This window comes from Cupriavidus sp. 01L45 (assembly GCF_056399885.1).
On record NZ_JBFTSG010000034.1, the window covers coordinates 37,562 to 55,914 of the forward strand.

At 68.3% G+C, this 18,353-nt stretch carries 14 protein-coding genes; 11 read left to right on the forward strand and 3 right to left on the reverse strand.

Annotation, left to right across the window (positions count from 1 at the left end; translation table 11 throughout):
* Positions 1-174: 174 nt before the first annotated feature.
* Both AC1DT6_RS22670 and AC1DT6_RS22675 read left to right on the forward strand, forming a co-directional pair.
* Positions 175-3,534, forward strand: a complete 3,360-nt coding sequence (locus AC1DT6_RS22670) for a hybrid sensor histidine kinase/response regulator (protein ID WP_477114907.1) — start codon at positions 175-177, stop codon at positions 3,532-3,534.
* Entirely contained in the window at positions 3,518-4,405 is an 888-nt protein-coding gene (locus AC1DT6_RS22675) for a response regulator (RefSeq protein WP_441630655.1), read from the forward strand. The genes AC1DT6_RS22670 and AC1DT6_RS22675 overlap by 17 nt, the downstream gene beginning before the upstream one ends.
* Before the next feature lie 12 nt (positions 4,406-4,417).
* Here the strand turns inward: AC1DT6_RS22675 and dmeF are convergent, their stop codons facing one another.
* Positions 4,418-5,410, reverse strand: a complete 993-nt coding sequence (gene dmeF, locus AC1DT6_RS22680; protein ID WP_441630657.1) for a CDF family Co(II)/Ni(II) efflux transporter DmeF — start codon at positions 5,408-5,410, stop codon at positions 4,418-4,420.
* A gap of 146 nt (positions 5,411-5,556) precedes the next feature.
* Here dmeF and chrA point away from each other — a divergent pair, with 146 nt between their 5' ends.
* On the forward strand, positions 5,557-6,912 hold the full coding sequence (chrA, locus tag AC1DT6_RS22685; RefSeq protein WP_477114908.1) for a chromate efflux transporter: 1,356 nt from the start codon (positions 5,557-5,559) through the stop codon (positions 6,910-6,912).
* 10 nt (positions 6,913-6,922) lie between these two features.
* Here chrA and AC1DT6_RS22690 read toward each other — a convergent pair whose 3' ends face one another.
* Positions 6,923-7,843: a LysR family transcriptional regulator gene (locus AC1DT6_RS22690; protein ID WP_441630661.1), complete on the reverse strand. Its 921-nt coding sequence runs from the start codon at positions 7,841-7,843 to the stop codon at positions 6,923-6,925.
* A 152-nt stretch (positions 7,844-7,995) separates the two neighbouring features.
* Between AC1DT6_RS22690 and leuC the strand changes: the two genes are divergently transcribed.
* The 7 genes from leuC to AC1DT6_RS22725 all read left to right on the forward strand — a co-directional run bounded on the left by leuC (position 7,996) and on the right by AC1DT6_RS22725 (position 15,110).
* Positions 7,996-9,414 carry a 3-isopropylmalate dehydratase large subunit gene (gene leuC / locus AC1DT6_RS22695; protein WP_477114909.1) on the forward strand — a complete coding sequence of 473 codons (1,419 nt, stop codon included), beginning with the start codon at positions 7,996-7,998 and terminating at the stop codon, positions 9,412-9,414.
* Positions 9,407-10,066, forward strand: coding sequence for a 3-isopropylmalate dehydratase small subunit (leuD, locus tag AC1DT6_RS22700; protein WP_477114910.1), 660 nt, complete (start codon positions 9,407-9,409; stop codon positions 10,064-10,066). Before leuC ends, leuD begins: the two co-directional genes overlap by 8 nt.
* Positions 10,067-10,079: 13 nt before the next feature.
* Positions 10,080-10,964, forward strand: coding sequence for an alpha/beta fold hydrolase (locus AC1DT6_RS22705; RefSeq protein WP_477114911.1), 885 nt, complete (start codon positions 10,080-10,082; stop codon positions 10,962-10,964).
* 101 nt (positions 10,965-11,065) lie between these two features.
* Positions 11,066-11,704: a TetR/AcrR family transcriptional regulator gene (locus AC1DT6_RS22710; protein WP_035869903.1), complete on the forward strand. Its 639-nt coding sequence runs from the start codon at positions 11,066-11,068 to the stop codon at positions 11,702-11,704.
* Positions 11,705-11,914: 210 nt separating this feature from the next.
* Entirely contained in the window at positions 11,915-12,883 is a 969-nt protein-coding gene (locus tag AC1DT6_RS22715; protein WP_441630669.1) for a Bug family tripartite tricarboxylate transporter substrate binding protein, read from the forward strand.
* 61 nt (positions 12,884-12,944) lie between these two features.
* Positions 12,945-14,135 carry a M24 family metallopeptidase gene (locus AC1DT6_RS22720; RefSeq protein WP_441630671.1) on the forward strand — a complete coding sequence of 397 codons (1,191 nt, stop codon included), beginning with the start codon at positions 12,945-12,947 and terminating at the stop codon, positions 14,133-14,135.
* A 396-nt stretch (positions 14,136-14,531) separates the two neighbouring features.
* A complete protein-coding gene (locus AC1DT6_RS22725; RefSeq protein WP_052685852.1) occupies positions 14,532-15,110 on the forward strand; it encodes an acyloxyacyl hydrolase in 579 nt (192 codons plus the stop codon).
* Positions 15,111-15,141: 31 nt separating this feature from the next.
* Here the strand turns inward: AC1DT6_RS22725 and AC1DT6_RS22730 are convergent, their stop codons facing one another.
* Positions 15,142-16,656, reverse strand: a complete 1,515-nt coding sequence (locus tag AC1DT6_RS22730) for an aminotransferase-like domain-containing protein (protein WP_441630673.1) — start codon at positions 16,654-16,656, stop codon at positions 15,142-15,144.
* A gap of 351 nt (positions 16,657-17,007) precedes the next feature.
* Here AC1DT6_RS22730 and aptA point away from each other — a divergent pair, with 351 nt between their 5' ends.
* Positions 17,008-18,339 (forward strand): omega-aminotransferase AptA, encoded by a 1,332-nt coding sequence (gene aptA / locus AC1DT6_RS22735; protein WP_477114912.1) that lies wholly within the window; start codon positions 17,008-17,010, stop codon positions 18,337-18,339.
* Positions 18,340-18,353 lie beyond the last annotated feature (14 nt).

Sequence of the window (18,353 nt, forward strand, 5' to 3'; positions counted from 1 at the left end):
TGTGGCCGGATCATGGTGCAGTGCAACCGCGCCTTCCATACGTCATTCAACGTAGGCGCATGCGCAGCCCGGCTGCGCTACGATTCGCGCGCCGCGATGCATCGTGGTGCACGGCACGGCTCTTGCATCTGCCCGGCACGACCCACGCGAGCGTCTTCTGGAGTCCCGACCCCCATGCCAGCCGCCAGCCAGCCCGTACAGCGCATCAGCAAGATCCGGCGCGACTACAACCGCTGGGTGGCAGACGAGACGCTGGAGGACTACGCGCTGCGTTTTGCACCAAGGACGTTCCGCAAATGGAGCGCCTTTCGCGTGGCCAATACCGCTTTTGGTGCGGTGGCCTTCCTGGCGCTGGAAGCCATCGGCGCGGCCATCACGCTGAGCTATGGCTTTACCAACGCCATGTGGGCTATCGGCATGGTCAGCCTGGCGATCTTCCTGACCGGGCTGCCGATCTCCTATTACGCGGCCCGTCACGGCGTGGACATGGACCTGCTGGCGCGCGGCGCCGGCTTCGGCTACCTCGGGTCGACCATCACCTCGCTGATCTACGCCAGCTTCACGTTTATCTTTTTCGCGCTGGAAGCGGCCATCATGGCGCAGGCCTTTGAACTGTTGTTCGGGCTGCCGCAATCATTGGGCTATCTGCTGTCGGCCATCGTGGTGATCCCGCTGGTCACGCACGGGGTGACGCTGATCTCGCGCATCCAGCTGTGGACGCAGCCGCTGTGGCTATTGCTGCTGGTGCTGCCGTATGCGGTGATCTGGTGGCGCGAGCCCGGGCTCTACACCGATTTCCTTTCCTTCAACGGGCGGCTGGCGGAAGGCGACGGCTTCTCGTGGCACGCCTTCGGCGCCGCGGCCACGGTCACGTCCGCGCTGATCGCGCAGATCGGCGAGCAGGTGGATTTCCTGCGCTTCATGCCGGAACTCACGCCGCGCAACCGCTGGCGCTGGTGGAGCGCGCTGATCGCCGCCGGGCCCGGATGGATCGTGCTGGGCGCGGCCAAGATGGCGGGCGGTGCACTTCTCGCCTTCGTCGCGCTGCAGGCCGAGGTGCCGATCGCACACGCGCTGGAGCCCACCCAGATGTACCTGGCGGGCTTCTCGCGCGCGCTCGGGGGTGCGTGGCCGGGCTGGGCGGCGGTGGTGCTGACCGGCCTCTTCGTGTTGCTCTCGCAAACCAAGATCAACATCACCAACGCCTACGCCGGCTCGCTGGCATGGTCGAACGTGTTCGCACGGCTCACGCACAGCCATCCGGGCCGGGTGGTGTGGCTGGCCTTCAATGTGCTGATCGCGGTGATGCTGATGGCCATGGGCGTGTTCGAGGCGCTGGAGCAGGTGCTGGCGCTCTACGCGCACCTGGCCGTGGCGTGGGTCGGCGCCATTGTCGGCGACCTGGTCATCAGCAAGCCGCTCGGGCTGTCGCCGCGCACCATCGAGTTCCGCCGCGCTTACCTGTTCGATATCAACCCTGCCGGCTTCGGCGCGATGATGCTGGCGTCGGCGGGATCGATGCTGGTGCACCTGGGCGCGTTCGGCGAGACGCTGCGGCCGGCTTCGATCGGGGTGGGGCTGGTGCTGGCCATCGCGATCCCGCCGGTGATCGCCTTCGCTACCCAGAGCCGCTATTTCATCGCGCGCTCGCCGGTGGACTTCGGCCCGCGGCACAAGGTGGTCCGCTGCACCATCTGCCGCAATCCCTTCGAAGTGGAGGACGTAGCAGCTTGCCCCGCGTATCGCGGCCCGATCTGCTCGCTGTGCTGCACGCTGGACGCGCGCTGCGGCGACCGCTGCAAGCCCGGCGCCAGCGCGCAGGAGCAGATCGTCACCGCGCTCACGCGCGTGCTGCCGGCCGGCACGCCGCCGGTGATGGCGCGCCGCATCGGCCAGTTCTGCCTGGTGCTGGCGGGCATGGTGTTCGTGTTCGGCACCTTCCTGTGGCTGCTGTACACGCAGGAGCAATTGTCGGGCGCGCTGGCGGCGGCCACGTTGCCGCGCGCCGGCCTGTTCCTCAAGATCTTTGCCGGGTTGCTGCTGTTCGCGGCGGTGGCGGCGTGGTGGCTGGTGCTGGCCAACGAAAGCCGGGGCGTGGCGCAGGAAGAATCGGAGCGGCAGAACATGCTGCTGCAAAAGGAAATCGACGCGCACCGCCATACCGATGCCTTGCTGCAGGGCGCGAAGGAAGTCGCGGAGAAGGCCAACGTGGCCAAGAGCCGCTTCATCACCGGCATGAGCCACGAGATGCGCGCGGGGCTGAATTCGATCCTCGGCTATTCGCAACTGCTGTTGCGCGCGGGGCCGCTGCCGCCGGCATTGCGCGAAGACGTACGCACCATCGGGCGTGCCGGCGAGCATCTCTCCAGTCTGGTCGATGGCCTGCTGGAACTGTCGCGCATCGAGGCCGGCAAGCTGCGCCTGGCGCAGGAAGCCGTGGCGCTGGAAGGCCTGTTCGATGAACTGGTGCGCATGTTCCGCCCGCTTGCCGCGGCGCGCGGGCTGGCCTTCCATTACCGCGTGGAAGGCGTGCTGCCTGCGTACGTGCACGGCGATCCCAAGCGGCTGCGGCAGATCGTCATCAATCTGGTCAGCAACGCCATCAAGTTCACGGAGCAGGGTGCGGTGACGCTCGCCGTGCGCCACCAGCGCGAGATGGCCACCATCGTGGTGAGCGATACCGGTCCGGGCATCGACGCGGCCGACCAGGAGCGCATCTTCGACCCGTTCGAGCGGGCCTGTGGCCACGACGACCGCGACGGCATCGGCCTGGGGCTGGCCATCGTGCGGCTGCTGGCCGACCTGATGGGCGGCGAGATCCGCGTGCGCAGCGCGTCCGGTGCCGGCAGCGAGTTCACGGCACGGCTGTACCTGCCCGCCGTGACGGCGCCGGTGGCGCGCCGGGTGCCCGCGCAGCGCACCCGCCTGCCGGCCGATGCGCGGGTGCTGGTGGTGGACGACCGCGCCGCGCATCGCGCGGTGCTGCTCGGCTTCCTGGCGCCGCTGGGGCTGGCGGTGGATGAGGTGGGGGAGGGCGCGGCGGTACTGCCGGCGGTGCAGCGCTTGCGGCCGCAACTGGTGCTGCTGGACCTCAACCTGCCCGATGCGTCCGGCTGGGACCTGTGCCGCCTGCTGCGCGCGCGGGAACGTCCGCCGCTGGTCGTGATCGTCTCCGCCAATGCGCACGAGAACACCGAGGAAGCGCGTGCCACGCACGGCTATTTTGCTTTCGTCAGCAAGCCGGTGCGCGAGGTGGAACTGATCGAGGTGGTCCGGCGCGCGCTGGCGAGCGCGGTGCAGCATGAGAGCAAGGCCGCCGCCGTACACGCGCTGCCATCGGCCGAGCTGCTGCGCGAGCTGCTGCTGCTCGGCGCCACCGGGCGGCAGCGCGCGCTGGAGGCGCAGCTTTCCGAGCTGGCCGAAGGCGCGGACGCTGCCGCCGCATGGGCGGCCCGCATGCTTGCACTGGCACGCAGCGATGGCGCTGCACTGACTCACTCACTTGGCGAGGCGCTTCATGAATCCCGCTCCTGACCTGCAGACCCGCGTACTGGTGGTGGACGACAATGCCGACGCGCGCGGCTTCCTCACGCGCGCCCTGGGCGGCGAGGCCATGGCGGTGCATGCCGCGCACAGCGGCGACGCCGCGCTCGATGCGCTGGCGCTCTTCGAGCCCGACGCGGTGCTGCTCGACGTGGACATGCCGGGCATGGACGGCTTTGCCACCTGCGCGGCGCTGATGGACCGCCATGCCGACCTGCCGGTGATCTTCATGACAGGGCTGGGCGAGACCGGGCATATCGTGCGCGGATTCGAGGTGGGCGCGTGCGACTACGTGACCAAGCCGGTGGCGATTGCCGAGGTGGTGGCGCGGGTGCGCTCGCATGCCGCCAAGGCGCGCCTGGCGCGCAGCGCGCGCGCGGCCGTGCTGGGCAGCGCGGTGGCGATGCTGGCGGCCGATACCGCTGGYCAGCTGATGTGGATGAACACCAGCGCCGCGGCCTTGATGCAGGCGCAGGGCTGGGTGGCCTGCCTGCCCGGCGCGCCGTTGCCGGCGCCGCTGGTGGCAGCGCTGCGGGCGCTGCAGGAGGATGTGGCCGCGCCGGGCTTGCTGCCGGGCGGGTTGTCCCTGCGCCGGCTGACAGGCGCGACGGCGGGCGTGATGGTGGTGGAACTCGCCGCGCATCCGGTGCACGCGGCCACGAGCGCGCCGCCGTCGGAACTGACGCCGCGCGAGGCCGAGGTGATGGTCTGGGTGGCGCGCGGCAAGACCAACCGCGACGTGGCCGAGATCCTCGGCATGAGCCCGCGCACCGTCAACAAGCATCTCGAACACATCTACGAGAAGCTCGGGGTGGAAACCCGCACGGCGGCCGTGGCGGCCGCGCAGCGCGGGCTGGCGTAGTGCGTCAGTGGGTCATGCGTGCCGGTGCGCCGCGGTGGCGCCGTCATGATCGCAGCGGTGGATCTCCACCGTCACGTGCACCAGTTCTTCGTGGACCGACAGCGCCTGCCTGACGCGCGCGGGTGTCAGCGCGGCGTCGTGCGTGACCAGGCTGGCGATGACGGCGAATTTCTGCTTGCCCACGCGCCATACGTGCAGGTCCGTCACGCGCGTGCCTTCGGGGCCCTGGTCGAAGCCGGCCAGCACCTCGCGCACTTCCTCCACCACCGGGTGATCCATCTCGCGGTCGAGCAGCACCGTGCCGGTCTGCCTGAGCAGGCCCAGTGCCCAGTGGCCGACCAGCGCGGCGCCCACCAGCCCCATCACCGGGTCGAGCCAGCCCAGGCCGAGCCACCAGCCGCCGGCCAGCGCCAGCACCGCCAGCACCGAGGTGGCGGCGTCGGCCAGCACGTGGAGGTAGGCGGAGCGCAGGTTGAGGTCGTGATGTTTGCCGTGATCGTGCCCGTGATCATGGGCGTGGTCGTGGCCGTGGCCGTGGCCGTGATCATGATGGGCGCCACCGAGGATCAGCGCGCAGCCGAGGTTGACCAGCAATCCGACGATGGTCACCGCCATGGCTTCGCGGTAGTGGATGGCCTGCGGGCTGAACAGCCGCTCGACCGAGCCGAACACCATCAGCGCGGCCACGCCGAGCAGGAAGATCGCGCTGGCAAAGCCGGCCAGCACTTCGATCTTCCACGCGCCGAAGGCAAAGCGCTTGTCCGCGGCATAGCGGCGCGCCGCGGCGTAGGCGAAGGCGGTGAGCCCGATCGCCAGCGCGTGCGAGCTCATGTGCCAGCCGTCGGCCAGCAAGGCCATCGAGTTGAACCACAGGCCGGCGGCGATTTCGGCGACCATGGTGACGGCGGTGATCAGCATCACCAGGCGGGTGCCACGCTCGGCGGCGCGGTTGCCGGTGTCGAATACGTGGCTGTGGGTCCAGCGGGACAGGTCGTTGCTATGCATGGCTTTCCTTGGGGGTGTCGCAAGGGTATCAGTCCCGGCGTTGCAAAGCCGCCTCATCCCTGACGGCGGTGTGGGTTGCTGACACAAGTCTCTGCTATCTTATGCGCCCGACCTGCCGCTGGCGAACCATCCCAAGAACCGCACTCATGCAAGCAACTAGCACCACGCCAGACGCCGTCGCCCCCGCCGCCATTACCTTGCGCCAGGCCTTCTGGTACTGGCTCAAGCTGGGCTTTATCAGCTTCGGCGGGCCCGCCGGGCAGATCGCCATCATGCATGAGGACCTGGTCGAGCGGCGCCGCTGGATCTCCGAGAGCCGCTTCCTGCACGCGCTCAACTACTGCATGGTGCTGCCCGGCCCGGAAGCGCAGCAACTGGCGACCTATATCGGCTGGCTGATGCACCGCACCTGGGGCGGGGTGATCGCCGGCGGGCTGTTCGTGCTGCCTTCGCTGCTGATCCTGATGCTGCTGTCGTGGATCTACATGCGCTTTGGCGAGGTGCCGGCGGTGGCGGGCGTGCTGTACGGCATCAAGCCGGCGGTGACGGCCATCGTGGTGTCCGCCGCCTGGCGGATCGGCTCGCGGGCGCTGAAGAACAGCTGGCTGTGGGCGATCGCGGCGGCCTCGTTCGTCGCGATCTTCGCGCTCGGGTTGCCGTTCCCCGCCATTGTGCTGGCCGCGGGCGTGATCGGCCATGTGGGCGGCCGGTTCGCGCCGGCGCGCTTCACCAGCGGCGGCGGGCATGGCGCGGGCAAGGCCGGCTTCGGGCCTGCGTTGCTGGACGACCACACGCCCACGCCGGCGCATGCCGTTTTCACCTGGAAGCGATTCGCGCGGGTGCTGGCGGTTTTCCTGGCGATCTGGGCCCTGGCGACCGGCGCGCTGGCATGGCGCTACGGCTGGCAGGGCACGCTGACGCAAATGGGCTGGTTTTTCACCAAGGCCGCGCTGATGACCTTCGGCGGCGCCTATGCGGTGCTGCCGTACGTCTACCAGGGCGCGGTCGAGCATTACCACTGGCTTACCGCGCCGCAGATGATCGACGGGCTGGCGCTGGGGGAAACCACGCCCGGACCGCTCATCATGGTGGTGGCCTTCGTTGGCTTTGTCGGCGGCTGGACGCATACCGTGCTCGGCGCCGATGCGGCGGTGGCATCGGCCATGGCGGCGGCAACGGTGGTGACCTTCTTCACCTTCCTGCCGTCCTTCCTGTTCATCCTGCTGGGCGGCCCGTTCGTGGAAAGCACGCACGGCAACCTGAAGTTCACCGCGCCGCTGACCGCCATCACGGCGGCGGTGGTGGGCGTGGTCGTCAACCTGGCGGTGTTCTTTGCCTATCACGTGCTGTGGCCGGCCGGGCTGCACGGGCGTTTCGACTGGCCCTCGGCCCTGATCGGGCTGGCCGCGGCGGTGGCGCTGTTCCGCTTCAAGGCCGGGGTGATCCCCGTCATCCTCGCTTGCGGCGCCGCCGGGCTGGCGCTGGCATTCCTGCGCGGCTAGCGGCGGGCGGCTACCACCCGCTATAAGGCGCGCCCTGCACGCGGTGCGCCGCGAAGTGCTCCGCCAGGAAATCGACGAAGGCGCGCACCTTGGCCGTGAGGTGGTCGCGCGTGAGGAATACCGCGAATACGTCGGCGGGCGGCGTTTCCCAGTCGGGCAGCACTTGCCGCAGCCGCCCGGACCGGAGCATCGGCGCCACCTCCCATTCGGAGCGCATCAGGATGCCGTGGCCTTGCAAGGCCCAGCCGAGCGCCACTTCGCCGTCGTTGGTGCTGGCCGGCCCGCGCACCTTGACGGTCTCCTGTCGGCTCGCCGAGCGCAGTTGCCAGGTGCCGTAGGTGGCATCGCTTTCCCGGATCACGATGCAGCGGTGCTGCTGCAGTTCGCGCGGCGAGCCCGGCGCGCCGTGGCTGGCCAGGTAGCGCGGCGATGCGCACAGCAGCCGGCGATTGTGGGCAAGAGGCCTGGCGGCGAGGCGCGCATCGGGCAGGTCGCCCACGCGGATGCCGACATCGAAGCCGGCTTCGGCCAGGTTGAGCGGCCGGTCGGTCAGTTCAAGCTGCACCTCCACCTCCGGGCAGGCCAGCAGGAAGGCGCCCACTGCCGGCGCCACGTGACGCCGGCCGAAGCCGAGCGTGGCGTTGACCCGCAGCAGCCCGCGCGGCGCTACCCGGCTGCCGCCCAGGCCCTGTTCCAGTTCCTCCAGTTCGGCCAGGATGCGCGCGCCCTGCGCAAGGTAAGCCTCGCCCTCCTGCGTCACGCTCAGGCGGCGCGTGGTGCGGTTGAGCAGGCGCACGCCAAGGCGCGCTTCCAGCGCCGTCAGCCGCTTGCTGGCCGCCGATGGCGTGATGCCGGACTGCTGGGCCGCGCCGGCCAGGCTGCCGCGCTTGACCAGGGTGACGAAGAAGGCTAGGTCCGAGAAGTTGTCCACGATGCGGAACGATGCGGTTAGGCCGGGGATTGGTGAATCTCGCGACTGAATGAAAGTCTGTAGATGAAATTATAGCGATGGGTTCAATGGTTAAACTGGTCTCTCGATACTCTTCAACCCAATTCAACGCCATTCAACGCAGGCAGAGCCCCATGTCAGGCCTTACCTTCTATCGCAAGCTGGTGGATTCGCATACCGTGGCCGCGCTCGACGCCGATCACGTGCTGCTCTACGCGGATCTGCACCTGATGAACGAGTACACCAGCCCGCAGGCATTCGCCGGGCTGGCCGCGCAGGGCCGGGGCGTGCCGTCGCCTGGCCAGCAGGTGGCGGTGGTGGACCATGTCATCCCCACTCATGCGGAAAGCCCGCGCCGCATACAAGACCCCGCCTCGGCGCTGCAGGCGCGCAATCTCAAGCGCAACTGCGTGCAGCACGGCATACCCCTGTTCGACACCGACGACGCCCTGCAGGGCATCGAGCACGTGATCGCGCCCGAGCACGGCATGATCCGGCCCGGCATGGTGGTGCTGTGCGGCGACAGCCATACCACCACCTACGGCGCGCTGGGCGCGCTCGGCTTCGGCATCGGCACGTCGGAGGTGGAGCATGTGCTGGCCACGCAGACGCTGGTCTACCGCGTGGCGAAGGACATGCGCATCCGCGTGGAGGGCATGCTGCCGCGCGGCGTCACCGCGAAGGACCTGATCCTGCACATCATCAGCCGCATCGGCGCCCAGGGCGCGCGCGGCTATGTGGTGGAATTTGCCGGCAGTGCCATCGATGCGCTCACCATCGAGGCGCGCATGACGCTTTGCAATATGACGGTGGAAGCCGGCGCGCGCGGCGCGCTGATCGCACCGGATGCGCGCGCCATCGACTACGTGCTGGCACGCGCAGCGGATATCGACGCAACGATGCGCGAGCGCGCGCTGGCGTGCTGGCGCGATCTGCGTTCGGATGCGGATGCGCGCTTCGATAGCGAGCTGGGATTCGACGCCGGCAGCGTCGCACCCTATGTGAGCTGGGGCACCAGCCCCGACCAGGCCATCCCCATCGACGCGCGCGTCCCACTGGTGGAGGAAGCCGCCGACGAAACGGCGCGCAGCGCCGCCGCCAAGGCGCTCGGCTACATCGGCCTGCAGGCGGGCGCCTCGCTCGAGGGCTTGCCGGTGCAGCGCGTGTTTATCGGCTCGTGCACCAACGGCCGCATCGAAGACCTGCGCGCGGTGGCCGCCATCGTGCGCGGGCGCAAGGTGGCCGAAGGCGTGCGCGCGATGGTGGTGCCCGGCTCGGGCGCGGTGCGCCGGCAGGCCGAGGACGAAGGCATTGCGCGGGTACTGCTCGATGCCGGCTTCGAGTGGCGCAAGCCCGGCTGCTCCATGTGCCTGGCCATGAATGACGACGTGCTCGCGCCGGGCGAGCGCTGCGCCTCCACCACCAACCGCAATTTCGAGGGACGCGAGGGGCGCGCCGGGCGCACCCACCTGATGAGTCCCGCGATGGCCGCCGCCGCCGCGCTGACCGGCTGCATCACCGATGTACGCCGCCTGGAGCATACCGATGCCTGATTCGATGCCTGACCCTGATGCCGATCTGATCGCCGCCCTCGGCGCGCCCCTGCCCATCGGCAATCTCGACACCGACCAGATCATGCCCAAGCAGTTCCTGCGCATCATCGACAAGGCCGGGCTGGACCGTGGGCTGCTCTACGATATGCGCTTCGACGCGCAAGGCGCGCCGCGCCGGGAGTTCGTGCTCAACCAGGCACGCTACCGGGGTGCGGGCGTGCTGGTGGCGGGCCCCAACTTCGGCTGTGGTTCGAGCCGCGAGCACGCGGTGTGGGGCCTGCAGCAATTCGGCATCCGCGCGGTGATCGCGCCGAGCTTTGGCGAGATTTTTTATTCGAATGCGATCAACAACCGCCTGCTGCTGGTGATGCTGCCGCAGGCCGAAGTGGATGCGCTGATGGTCGAGGTGTCGCGCGAGGCGCCGGTCCGGATCGAGATCGACCTCGCGGCCATGACGGTGAGCGCGGGCGCCGTGCGCGCCGGCTTCACGCTGGCCGAGCGCCATCGCACCCTGTTCCGCCAGGGCCTGGACATGATCGGCGCGACGCTGGCACAGTCGTCGCGGATCGCCGGGTTCGCGCGGCGGCATCACCATGCGCAGCCCTGGCTGCAGGACGTCGCCGCCAAGACCATGGCGCGGCTGTCCGCCTGAAGGAGGACCAATTGTGTTCGAAGGTTTCACCCCGCGCCGCATCCGCTGCGGCGAAGTCGAGATCAACGCCGTCGTCGGCGGCCAGGGCCCGGCCTTGCTGCTGCTGCATGGCCATCCGCAAACGCATGTGATCTGGCACAAGGTAGCCGGCACGCTGGCCCGGCATTTCACCGTGGTCGCCACCGACCTGCGCGGTTACGGCGACAGCGGCAAGCCCGCCGGGCTGCCCGACCATGCCAACTACAGCAAGCGCAGCATGGCGCAGGACCAGGTGGCGGTGATGCGCGCGCTGGGCTTCGAGCGCTTCCTGGTGATGGCGCACGATCGGGGTGCGCGCGTGGCCCACCGCATGGCGCTGGACCATCCGGATGCCGTGCGGCGGCTGGTCACGCTCGATATCGCGCCCACGCTGGCGATGTACGAGCAGACCAACCTGCAGTTCGCGCTGGCGTACTACCACTGGTTCTTCCTGATCCGGCCCGCGCCGTTTCCCGAGACGCTGATCGAGGCCGATCCGGCGCTCTACCTGCGTAACACCATGGGCAGCCGCAGCGCCGGGCTGGCGCCGTTCACGCCGGCGGCCATGGCCGAGTATCTGCGCTGCCTCAGCCTGCCCGGCGCGGCGCACGGCTTGTGCGAGGACTACCGCGCCAGCGCCTCGGTCGATCTCGATCACGACCGCGCCGACCTGGCCGCGGGGCGCAAGGTCGAGTGCAGCATGCTGGCGCTGTGGGGCGAGCAGGGCGCCGTGGGCCGCTGCTTCGCGCCGCTGGAAGAGTGGCGCAAGGTGGCGCGCAGCGTGGATGGCAAGAGCCTGCCTTGCGGGCATTACATCGCCGAGGAAGCGCCGGCGTTGCTGCTGGAGGAGACGTTGCCCTTCCTGCTGGGCGCAGGCTGAGCGCGCCGGACGCGCGGCAGGAGGTGGATGCATGACGCGCCGGCCTGGCTTACACTCGCTGTCTTCGCACCCGTGCCCGACCGATCGCGTCTCACCCATCCATGCCGCCCCGCAAGAACCCCGCCGCCGATACGCTTGCCGAAAGCCGCGCCACCAGCGACCAGGCCATCCAGTTGCTGGACGCCGCCGTGCGTCATGTGCTGGAGCACGGCATCGGCGACCTGTCGCTGCGCAATATCGCCGAAGCGGTCGGTACCAGCCACCGCATGCTGATCTACTACTTCGGCTCCGGCGACCAGTTCTGGGAAGCGGTGCTGCGCCGCATCCGCCATGCCGAACTGGATGCGCGCGCCAGCCTGGCCGCCAGCGAGGCCGATCCCGCGCGGGCGCTGGAAGTGGCCTGGGCGCGCTACTCGGCGGACAACTACCTCCCCATCATCCAGTTGCTGTTCGAGATCTACGGGCGCGCCATTCGCGATCGCGAGCGCTTCCATGTCTTCCTCGATGACGTGATCGGCAGCTGGACCGGCGCGCTGACCGAGCGCTTTCACAAGCAGCTCGGGTTGAGCACCAGCGAGGCGAAGCTGCGTGCCCGAGTCGAGGTGGCCACGATGCGCGGGCTGCTGCTGGATCTCGTCACCACGGGCGATCGCAAGGGCACCACCGCCGCGCTGAAGTATTTCGCGCGCATGCAGAACGCGCCCAGGGCGGCGGGCGCAAAGCCCGGCCACGAAGCCTGATCCCGACGCGGCGCCATCACGGCGCCGCGCAGCAGTTGTTGCCGCTGCCGCGGCAATGCGTCTCCGCTTCCCCTTCAAGCTTTCTCACCGGCTCTTGCCGCGATGGCAGGCCCTGTGCCGGTCCTGTTTTCTTTTGCGTGTACCACATGGTACAGTAAACCGGATGGGTCCGTCATGAGGCGCGTCCAGGGGATTCGAGAGGAGAACGATGTGAAGAGACGAACGCTGATAGTGGGCGCCGCGCTAGCCGTGGCGGGAATGTCATACGGCGCCGCCGGCTGGGCGGAGGCGTGGCCGCAGCGCCCCGTGCGGCTCGTGGTGCCGCAGGCCGGCGGAACCGGCAACGATGTGCTTGCGCGCGCATTGGCTGAAGCGCTTGGCAAGCGCTGGGGGCGCAGCGTGGTGGTGGAAAACAGGCCAGGCGCCAATGGCGTACTGGCGATCAACTACGTGCTGCAACAACCGGCCGACGGCTACACGCTGTTTTTCGCCGGCGTTTCCAACCTGGCTTTCAATCCCTTCCTGTATCCCTCGCTGCCCTATGTGCCGCAGCGCGACCTGGCCGGCGTGGCGATGCTGGCGAACTCGCCCTTCGTGCTGGTGGTGGCGCCGGCCATGCATGCCACCAGCTTCGCGGAGTTCGTGCGGCTGGCCAAGGCGCGGCCGGGCGGCATCAGCTATGCCTCCGGTGGCATCGGCAATTCCACGCATCTGGCCATGGAACTGGTGGCCGAGCGCGCCGGCATCAAGCTGCAGCATGTGCCGTTCAACGGCGCCGGCGGATCGACCAGCCTGATGTCGGGCGAGACCCCGGCGATGATGAACGTGCTGGCGGGCGTGCAGCCCTATATCACCGGCAAGAAGCTGGTGCCGCTGGCGGTGACCGGCGAGCGGCGCCTGGCGGCGCTGCCCGATGTGCCCACATTCAAGGAGCTTGGCTACGACGTGGCGGTGCCGGGCTGGTACGCCATCGTCGCCAGGTCCGGCACGCCGGCGCCGCTGGTGCGCAAGATCAATGCCGACATCGATGCGGCCATGGACGAGCCCGCGTTCAAGGACAAGCTGGCCAACCAGTTCCTGGAGCCGATCAAGGGCCCGCCTGACGAAGTGCAGCGCTATATGCAGCGCGACGCGCAGGCCTGGGGCCCGCTGATCCGCAAGCTCGGCATCGCCCTTTGATCCGCACCACGCATCCGCACCACGCCTGGCTTTACCGCACCGACTTTCAAGGAGACAAGACATGCCCCAGATCACGACCGCCGTGCGCGACTACCGACTGTCCATGATGCACGCGCTGATGGACCGCCTCCGCGTTGACGCGCTGGTATTCGCCACCCCGGACTTCTTCCAGTTCGCCACCAATTTCCAGCTTGATGTCTGGCCGTGGGAACGCCCCGTATTTGTGTTCGTGCCGCGCAATGGCGAGCCCTTCGCGGTGATGAACGAGCTATCCACCAACCATATGCGCTTGTGCGCGGAAAAGGAGAAGGTCTGGCTGCGCGATGTGACCTACTATGCCGAGCATCCGCGCGTCGCGCGGCGGCTGGCGCTGGCGCCACAGTTGCCCGAGGTGGTGGCGTCGCTGCTGGCCGCGCACGGGCTGGGCGGTTCGCGCATTGCCGTCGATGTGGCGCACCCGATCCTGGCGGCGGCGCAGCGCTACCTGCCCGAGCTTACTTTGCGCCCGGCCCTGGCCGAGATGCGCGGCATGCGCTGGGTCAAGCATGCCGAGGAACTGCAGGTGATGCGTGAACTGGGGGCGCTGACCGACTGGGTGCAGGACCGCTATCGCGAGAATATCCGCGCAGGCCGGCTGGTGCAGGAGCTGGACCACGCCATGTCGGCGCTGATGGTGGAGGAAGCGGCGCGCCGTTTCCCCGGCGAGGATTTCGACATTCTCAAGTGCTGGACACTGACGGGGCCCGCCTCGGCGTCGCCGCATGGCGACGGCGCCGCGTGCGGGGCGCGCATCGCGGCCGGCGACACTATCGTCAACCTGATCCTGCCGCGCCTGAATGGCTACTACGTCGAGAACGAACGCACCTGGTTCTGCGGCAGGCCGGATGCGCGCCAGGCACATTGCTACGAGGTCGCCGCCGAAGCCACCGATGCCGCGGTAGCGGCCGCGGTGACCGGACGCCGCGTCTGCGATATGGACGCTGCGGCACAGGCCGTGATCGAGCGCGCGGGCCTGGGCGAGTACATCTTTCACCGCACAGGCCACGCGGTCGGCCTGATGCTGCACGAGTACCCGGAAGACATGGCCTTCAATACGCGGGCGCTGTTGCCGGGCGAGGTGTACTCGGCCGAGCCCGGCATCTATGTCTACGGATTGGGGGGCTTCCGGCTGGACGATACGGTGGTGGTGGGCGAACGCCCCGAGGTGATCGTGAAGACGCCAAAGACGCTGGAATACGCAACGGTGGGGTGAGAGGCGGGTGCCGCCGGGCACCACAGGCCAGGAGGGTTGACGCGGCGCGGCAACAGGGCTTTGGTACCGCAAGCATTACGCCGCCCGGAGGCGCATAATCCCTGACCATTAAGTCAGGTCCTAGCCGAATCCGCGTCAGCCCTCAACATACATTCATGGATGGATGTATAATTCCGGAATTATTCGCTTGTCCCCAGGCGTTTGTTGCGGAAATTGACATGACTTACCGATTTATTGCCGGATGCATGAGCGCCTGGCTCGCGATCTGCGTGACCGCGAGCTGGGTGGTTGAACGCCTCTGGTCCTGAGTACGGGTGGTCGGCCTTGCCGCTGGGAGGTGGCAAGGTTTTCGCTAGGACTTGCCATTCTTCGCGGTATTCACCACCCACCATGTACATGACCAGAGATAAGAAGAACGCCGGCCTTGCCCACCGGCTTGTAACGCATATCAAGGCGCTTGGCGCCGTGGCTGCCCTTGGTACCAGCGCGCTGGCGCATGCCGATCCCGGGGTGCACGTGGCCTTCGGCCGCGATCCTGGCCACAACATCAACAAGTACGAAATCGGCGTCAACTGGGATTCAGGCTTTGCCTGGGGCAACCCGCAGGGCTGGCTGGTCAAGCTGCAGTGGGAGGCCGAACTGGCCGAATGGAATGCCCGCAGCGGCACCAATGCCCAGAATGTGACCGAGTTCGGTTTTTCGCCGATCTTTCGCCTGGAAAAGCGCGGCGGCTCGCTGGTCCCCTTCCTGGAAGCTTCGGTAGGCGTGCGCATGATGAGCCACAAGGCCACCTCCGACGAGCACCGCTCCGGCAGCCTGTTCCAGTTCTCCGACATGATCGGCGTAGGCATGGCATTCGGCCCCAAGACTGCTTACGAAGCCGGCTTCCGCTACCAGCATGTCTCCAATGCCGGTATCAAGCAGCCCAATCCGGGTAGCGGTTTTTACACGGGTTACATGCGTTATCGCTTCTGAACCGGCAACGGCGGCTGGCCCGGGCCGGCGCTCAGGCCAGCTTGACCATGCCGGCACGCGGATTGCGCGCGGCGCGCGAGGCCGGCTCGGGAAGTCCGGTCTCCGCCCCCCGGCTATCCGCGCCGCGCAGCGTGTCGAAAAAGCGCCATAGCGCGGGCGCGTCGGTGGTCGCGACATTGAACCGTATCCAGGGCGAGTCGCCTTCTTCCGGCTCGAAGTAGGAGCCCGGTGCCAGCCAGATGCCGTGCTCCAGTGCCAGCGTTGCCAGCCGGTTGCCTGACAGGGCGGCCTGCTCGTTCCCGTCTCGCGGGCGCATCCGTGCCCAGGCAAACATGCCGCCTTCCGGGCGCAGCAGCACTTCCAGCCCGTGCGCTTCCATCTTCTCCGTGATCCGGTCCTGCTGGGCGCGCAGCCGTTCGGCCAGCGCCGCCACGTGGCGGCCGTAGTGGCCGCTGGTCAGCACCGAATACACGAGCCGTTCCGTCACTTCCGATGACGTCAGCCCCACCGCCATCTTGGTGCGGGCCAGCGCCTTGGCCAGATCGGGGCTGGCTGCCAGGTAGCCCACCCGCAGCGACGGCGTGATGGTCTTGGAAAAACCGTTGATGTAGATCACGTGCGAGAGGCCGTCCATGGCCGCCAGCATGGGCGAGCCGGCGGGCGCCAGTTCGCGGTAGATATCGTCCTCCACGACCAGCAGCCGGTATTGCTCGGCCAGTTGCAGCACGCGGTGCGCGTTCATGCTGGTAAGCGTGCCGCCGGTGGGATTCTGCAGCACGGTGTTGACGAACAGGGCACGCGGTGCATGGCTCCTGATGGCGTGGTCGAGCGCGTCGGTGTCCAGCCCGCTGGCGGTGCGGCGCACGCCGATCACCTGCAGCCCGGCCAGGCGCAGGATCTGCAGCAGGTTGCAGTAGCACGGGTCTTCCACCAGCACCGTGTCGCCCGGCCGCAGCAAGGTGCGCACCACCAGGTCCAGCGCCTGCGTGGCGCCCTGGGTCAGCACTACCTGCTGGGCCTGGACTGGCATGCCGTACTGGCTGAGGCCGGCGGCGATATGCTCGCGCAGCGCGCCAAAGCCGTAAGGATGGCCATAGCCCGAGACCTGCGCCGCGGGCACCCGCGCCGCGGCGCGCATGGCCTGGTGCAGTCCCTCCTCGTTGAGCCAGTCGCCGGGCAGCCAGCCCGCGCCCGCCTTGATGGGCACCGAATGGTCGGCGAAGACGTCCGACAACAGCCAGGCGGCATTCAGCCCCGGTGCCTCCCAGCGCGCCGCTGGCGCCTGGCCGGCCGGCGCGTGGCGGTGCGCCACCGTRTAGCCGGAACCCGCGCGCGCGCCGAGGTAGCCCAGCGCGGTCAGGCGGCCGTAGGCCTCGGCCACGGTGAAGGTGCTGACGCCGTGTTGCTGGGCGAACCGCCGCACCGAGGGCAGCGCCACGCCGGCGCGCAGCACGCGCCGGTCGATCAGGCTGGCGATGCCGGCCACGATCTGTTCGGTCAGGGTGTCCCCGCTGCGCCGGCTGCGGACCAGTTCAAGGTTTAGCATGCGTCATATGTCAGAATCAACCTGTACAGTTTAGTGGCCGTAGTGGTGCGATGGGAAGCGTCTTCGTCCCGCGCGGCATTGCGGCACCGCAGCGCGAACATGGCTTCCGGGGCGGGATTGCGCGCCGCGGGGCGCGCCAGGGCCGGGCATGGCGGCAAGCCGGCATGTAGCGCGCCTTTTGAATTCTGTACAGTTGTCATAGTCTTAACTGTACGGTCAGGTGATGTTTTGCCGACCGTATATTCTTTAAGCCGGGCCGGGCCGCTACAGTGGCCGCATTCGCCAGAATCACTCGACAACCCCGGTGCGGCGCAACCGCCGCCGCCCGAGCCAATGCCCTGAGGAGGACGTATGGATGCCGCCAAGACCGTGATCCCCGATCTCGATGCCCTGTGGATGCCGTTTACCGCCAACCGCCAGTACAAGGCGGCGCCGCGCCTGCTCGCCTCGGCCAGCGGCATGTACTACACCTCGCATGACGGCCGCCAGATCCTCGACGGTTGCGCCGGCCTGTGGTGCGTGGCCGCCGGCCACTGCCGCAAGGAGATCTCGGAAGCGGTCGCGCGCCAGGTGCAGACCCTGGACTATGCGCCGCCATTCCAGATGAGCCACCCGCTGACATTCGAGGCCGCCACCAAGCTGGCCGCCATCATGCCGTCCGGGCTGGACCGCATCTTCTTCACCAACTCGGGTTCGGAATCGGTCGACACCGCGCTGAAGATCGCGCTGGCGTACCATCGCGCGCGCGGCGAAGGCCAGCGCACCCGCTTTATCGGCCGCGAGCGCGGCTATCACGGCGTGGGCTTCGGCGGCATGGCGGTGGGCGGCATCGGCGGCAACCGCAAGGTCTTCTCGGCCAACCTGATGCCTGGCACGGACCACCTGCCGGCCACGCTCAATATTGCCGAGGCTGCCTACTCCAAGGGCCAGCCGCAATGGGGCGGGCACCTGGCCGAGGACCTGGAGCGCATCCTGGCCTTGCACGATCCGTCCAACGTGGCTGCCGTGATCGTCGAGCCGCTGGCCGGTTCGGCCGGCGTGCTGGTGCCGCCGGTGGGCTATCTCGAAAAGCTGCGCGAGATCACCAGCAAGCACGGCATCCTGCTGATCTTCGACGAAGTCATCACCGCCTTCGGCCGCCTGGGCGCGGCCACCGCCGCCGAGCGCTTCAAGGTCACGCCGGACCTGATCACGATGGCCAAGGCCATCAACAATGYGGCCGTGCCGATGGGCGCGGTGGCGGTCAGGCGCGAAGTGCACGACACCGTGGTCAACTCCGCCGCGCCGGGCGCGATCGAGTTCCTGCACGGCTACACCTATTCCGGCCATCCGCTGGCAGCGGCCGCGGCCATCGCCACGCTGGATATCTACAAGAACGAGAACCTGTTCGGCCGTGCCGCCGAACTGGCGCCCAAGTTTGAAGCCGCTGTGCACGCCGTGCGCGGCGCCCCCCACGTGAAGGACATCCGCAACCTCGGCATGGTGGCCGGCATCGAACTGGAGCCGCGTCCCGGCCAGCCCGGCGCGCGCGGCTACGAGGCCTTCCTCAAATGCCTGGAACGCGGCGTGCTGGTGCGCTACACCGGCGATATCCTCGCCTTCTCGCCGCCGTTGATCATCACGGAAGAGCAGATCGGCGAAATGTTCGACACCGTGAAGAAGGTCCTGCAAGACGTGCAGTAAGTACGCACGCATGG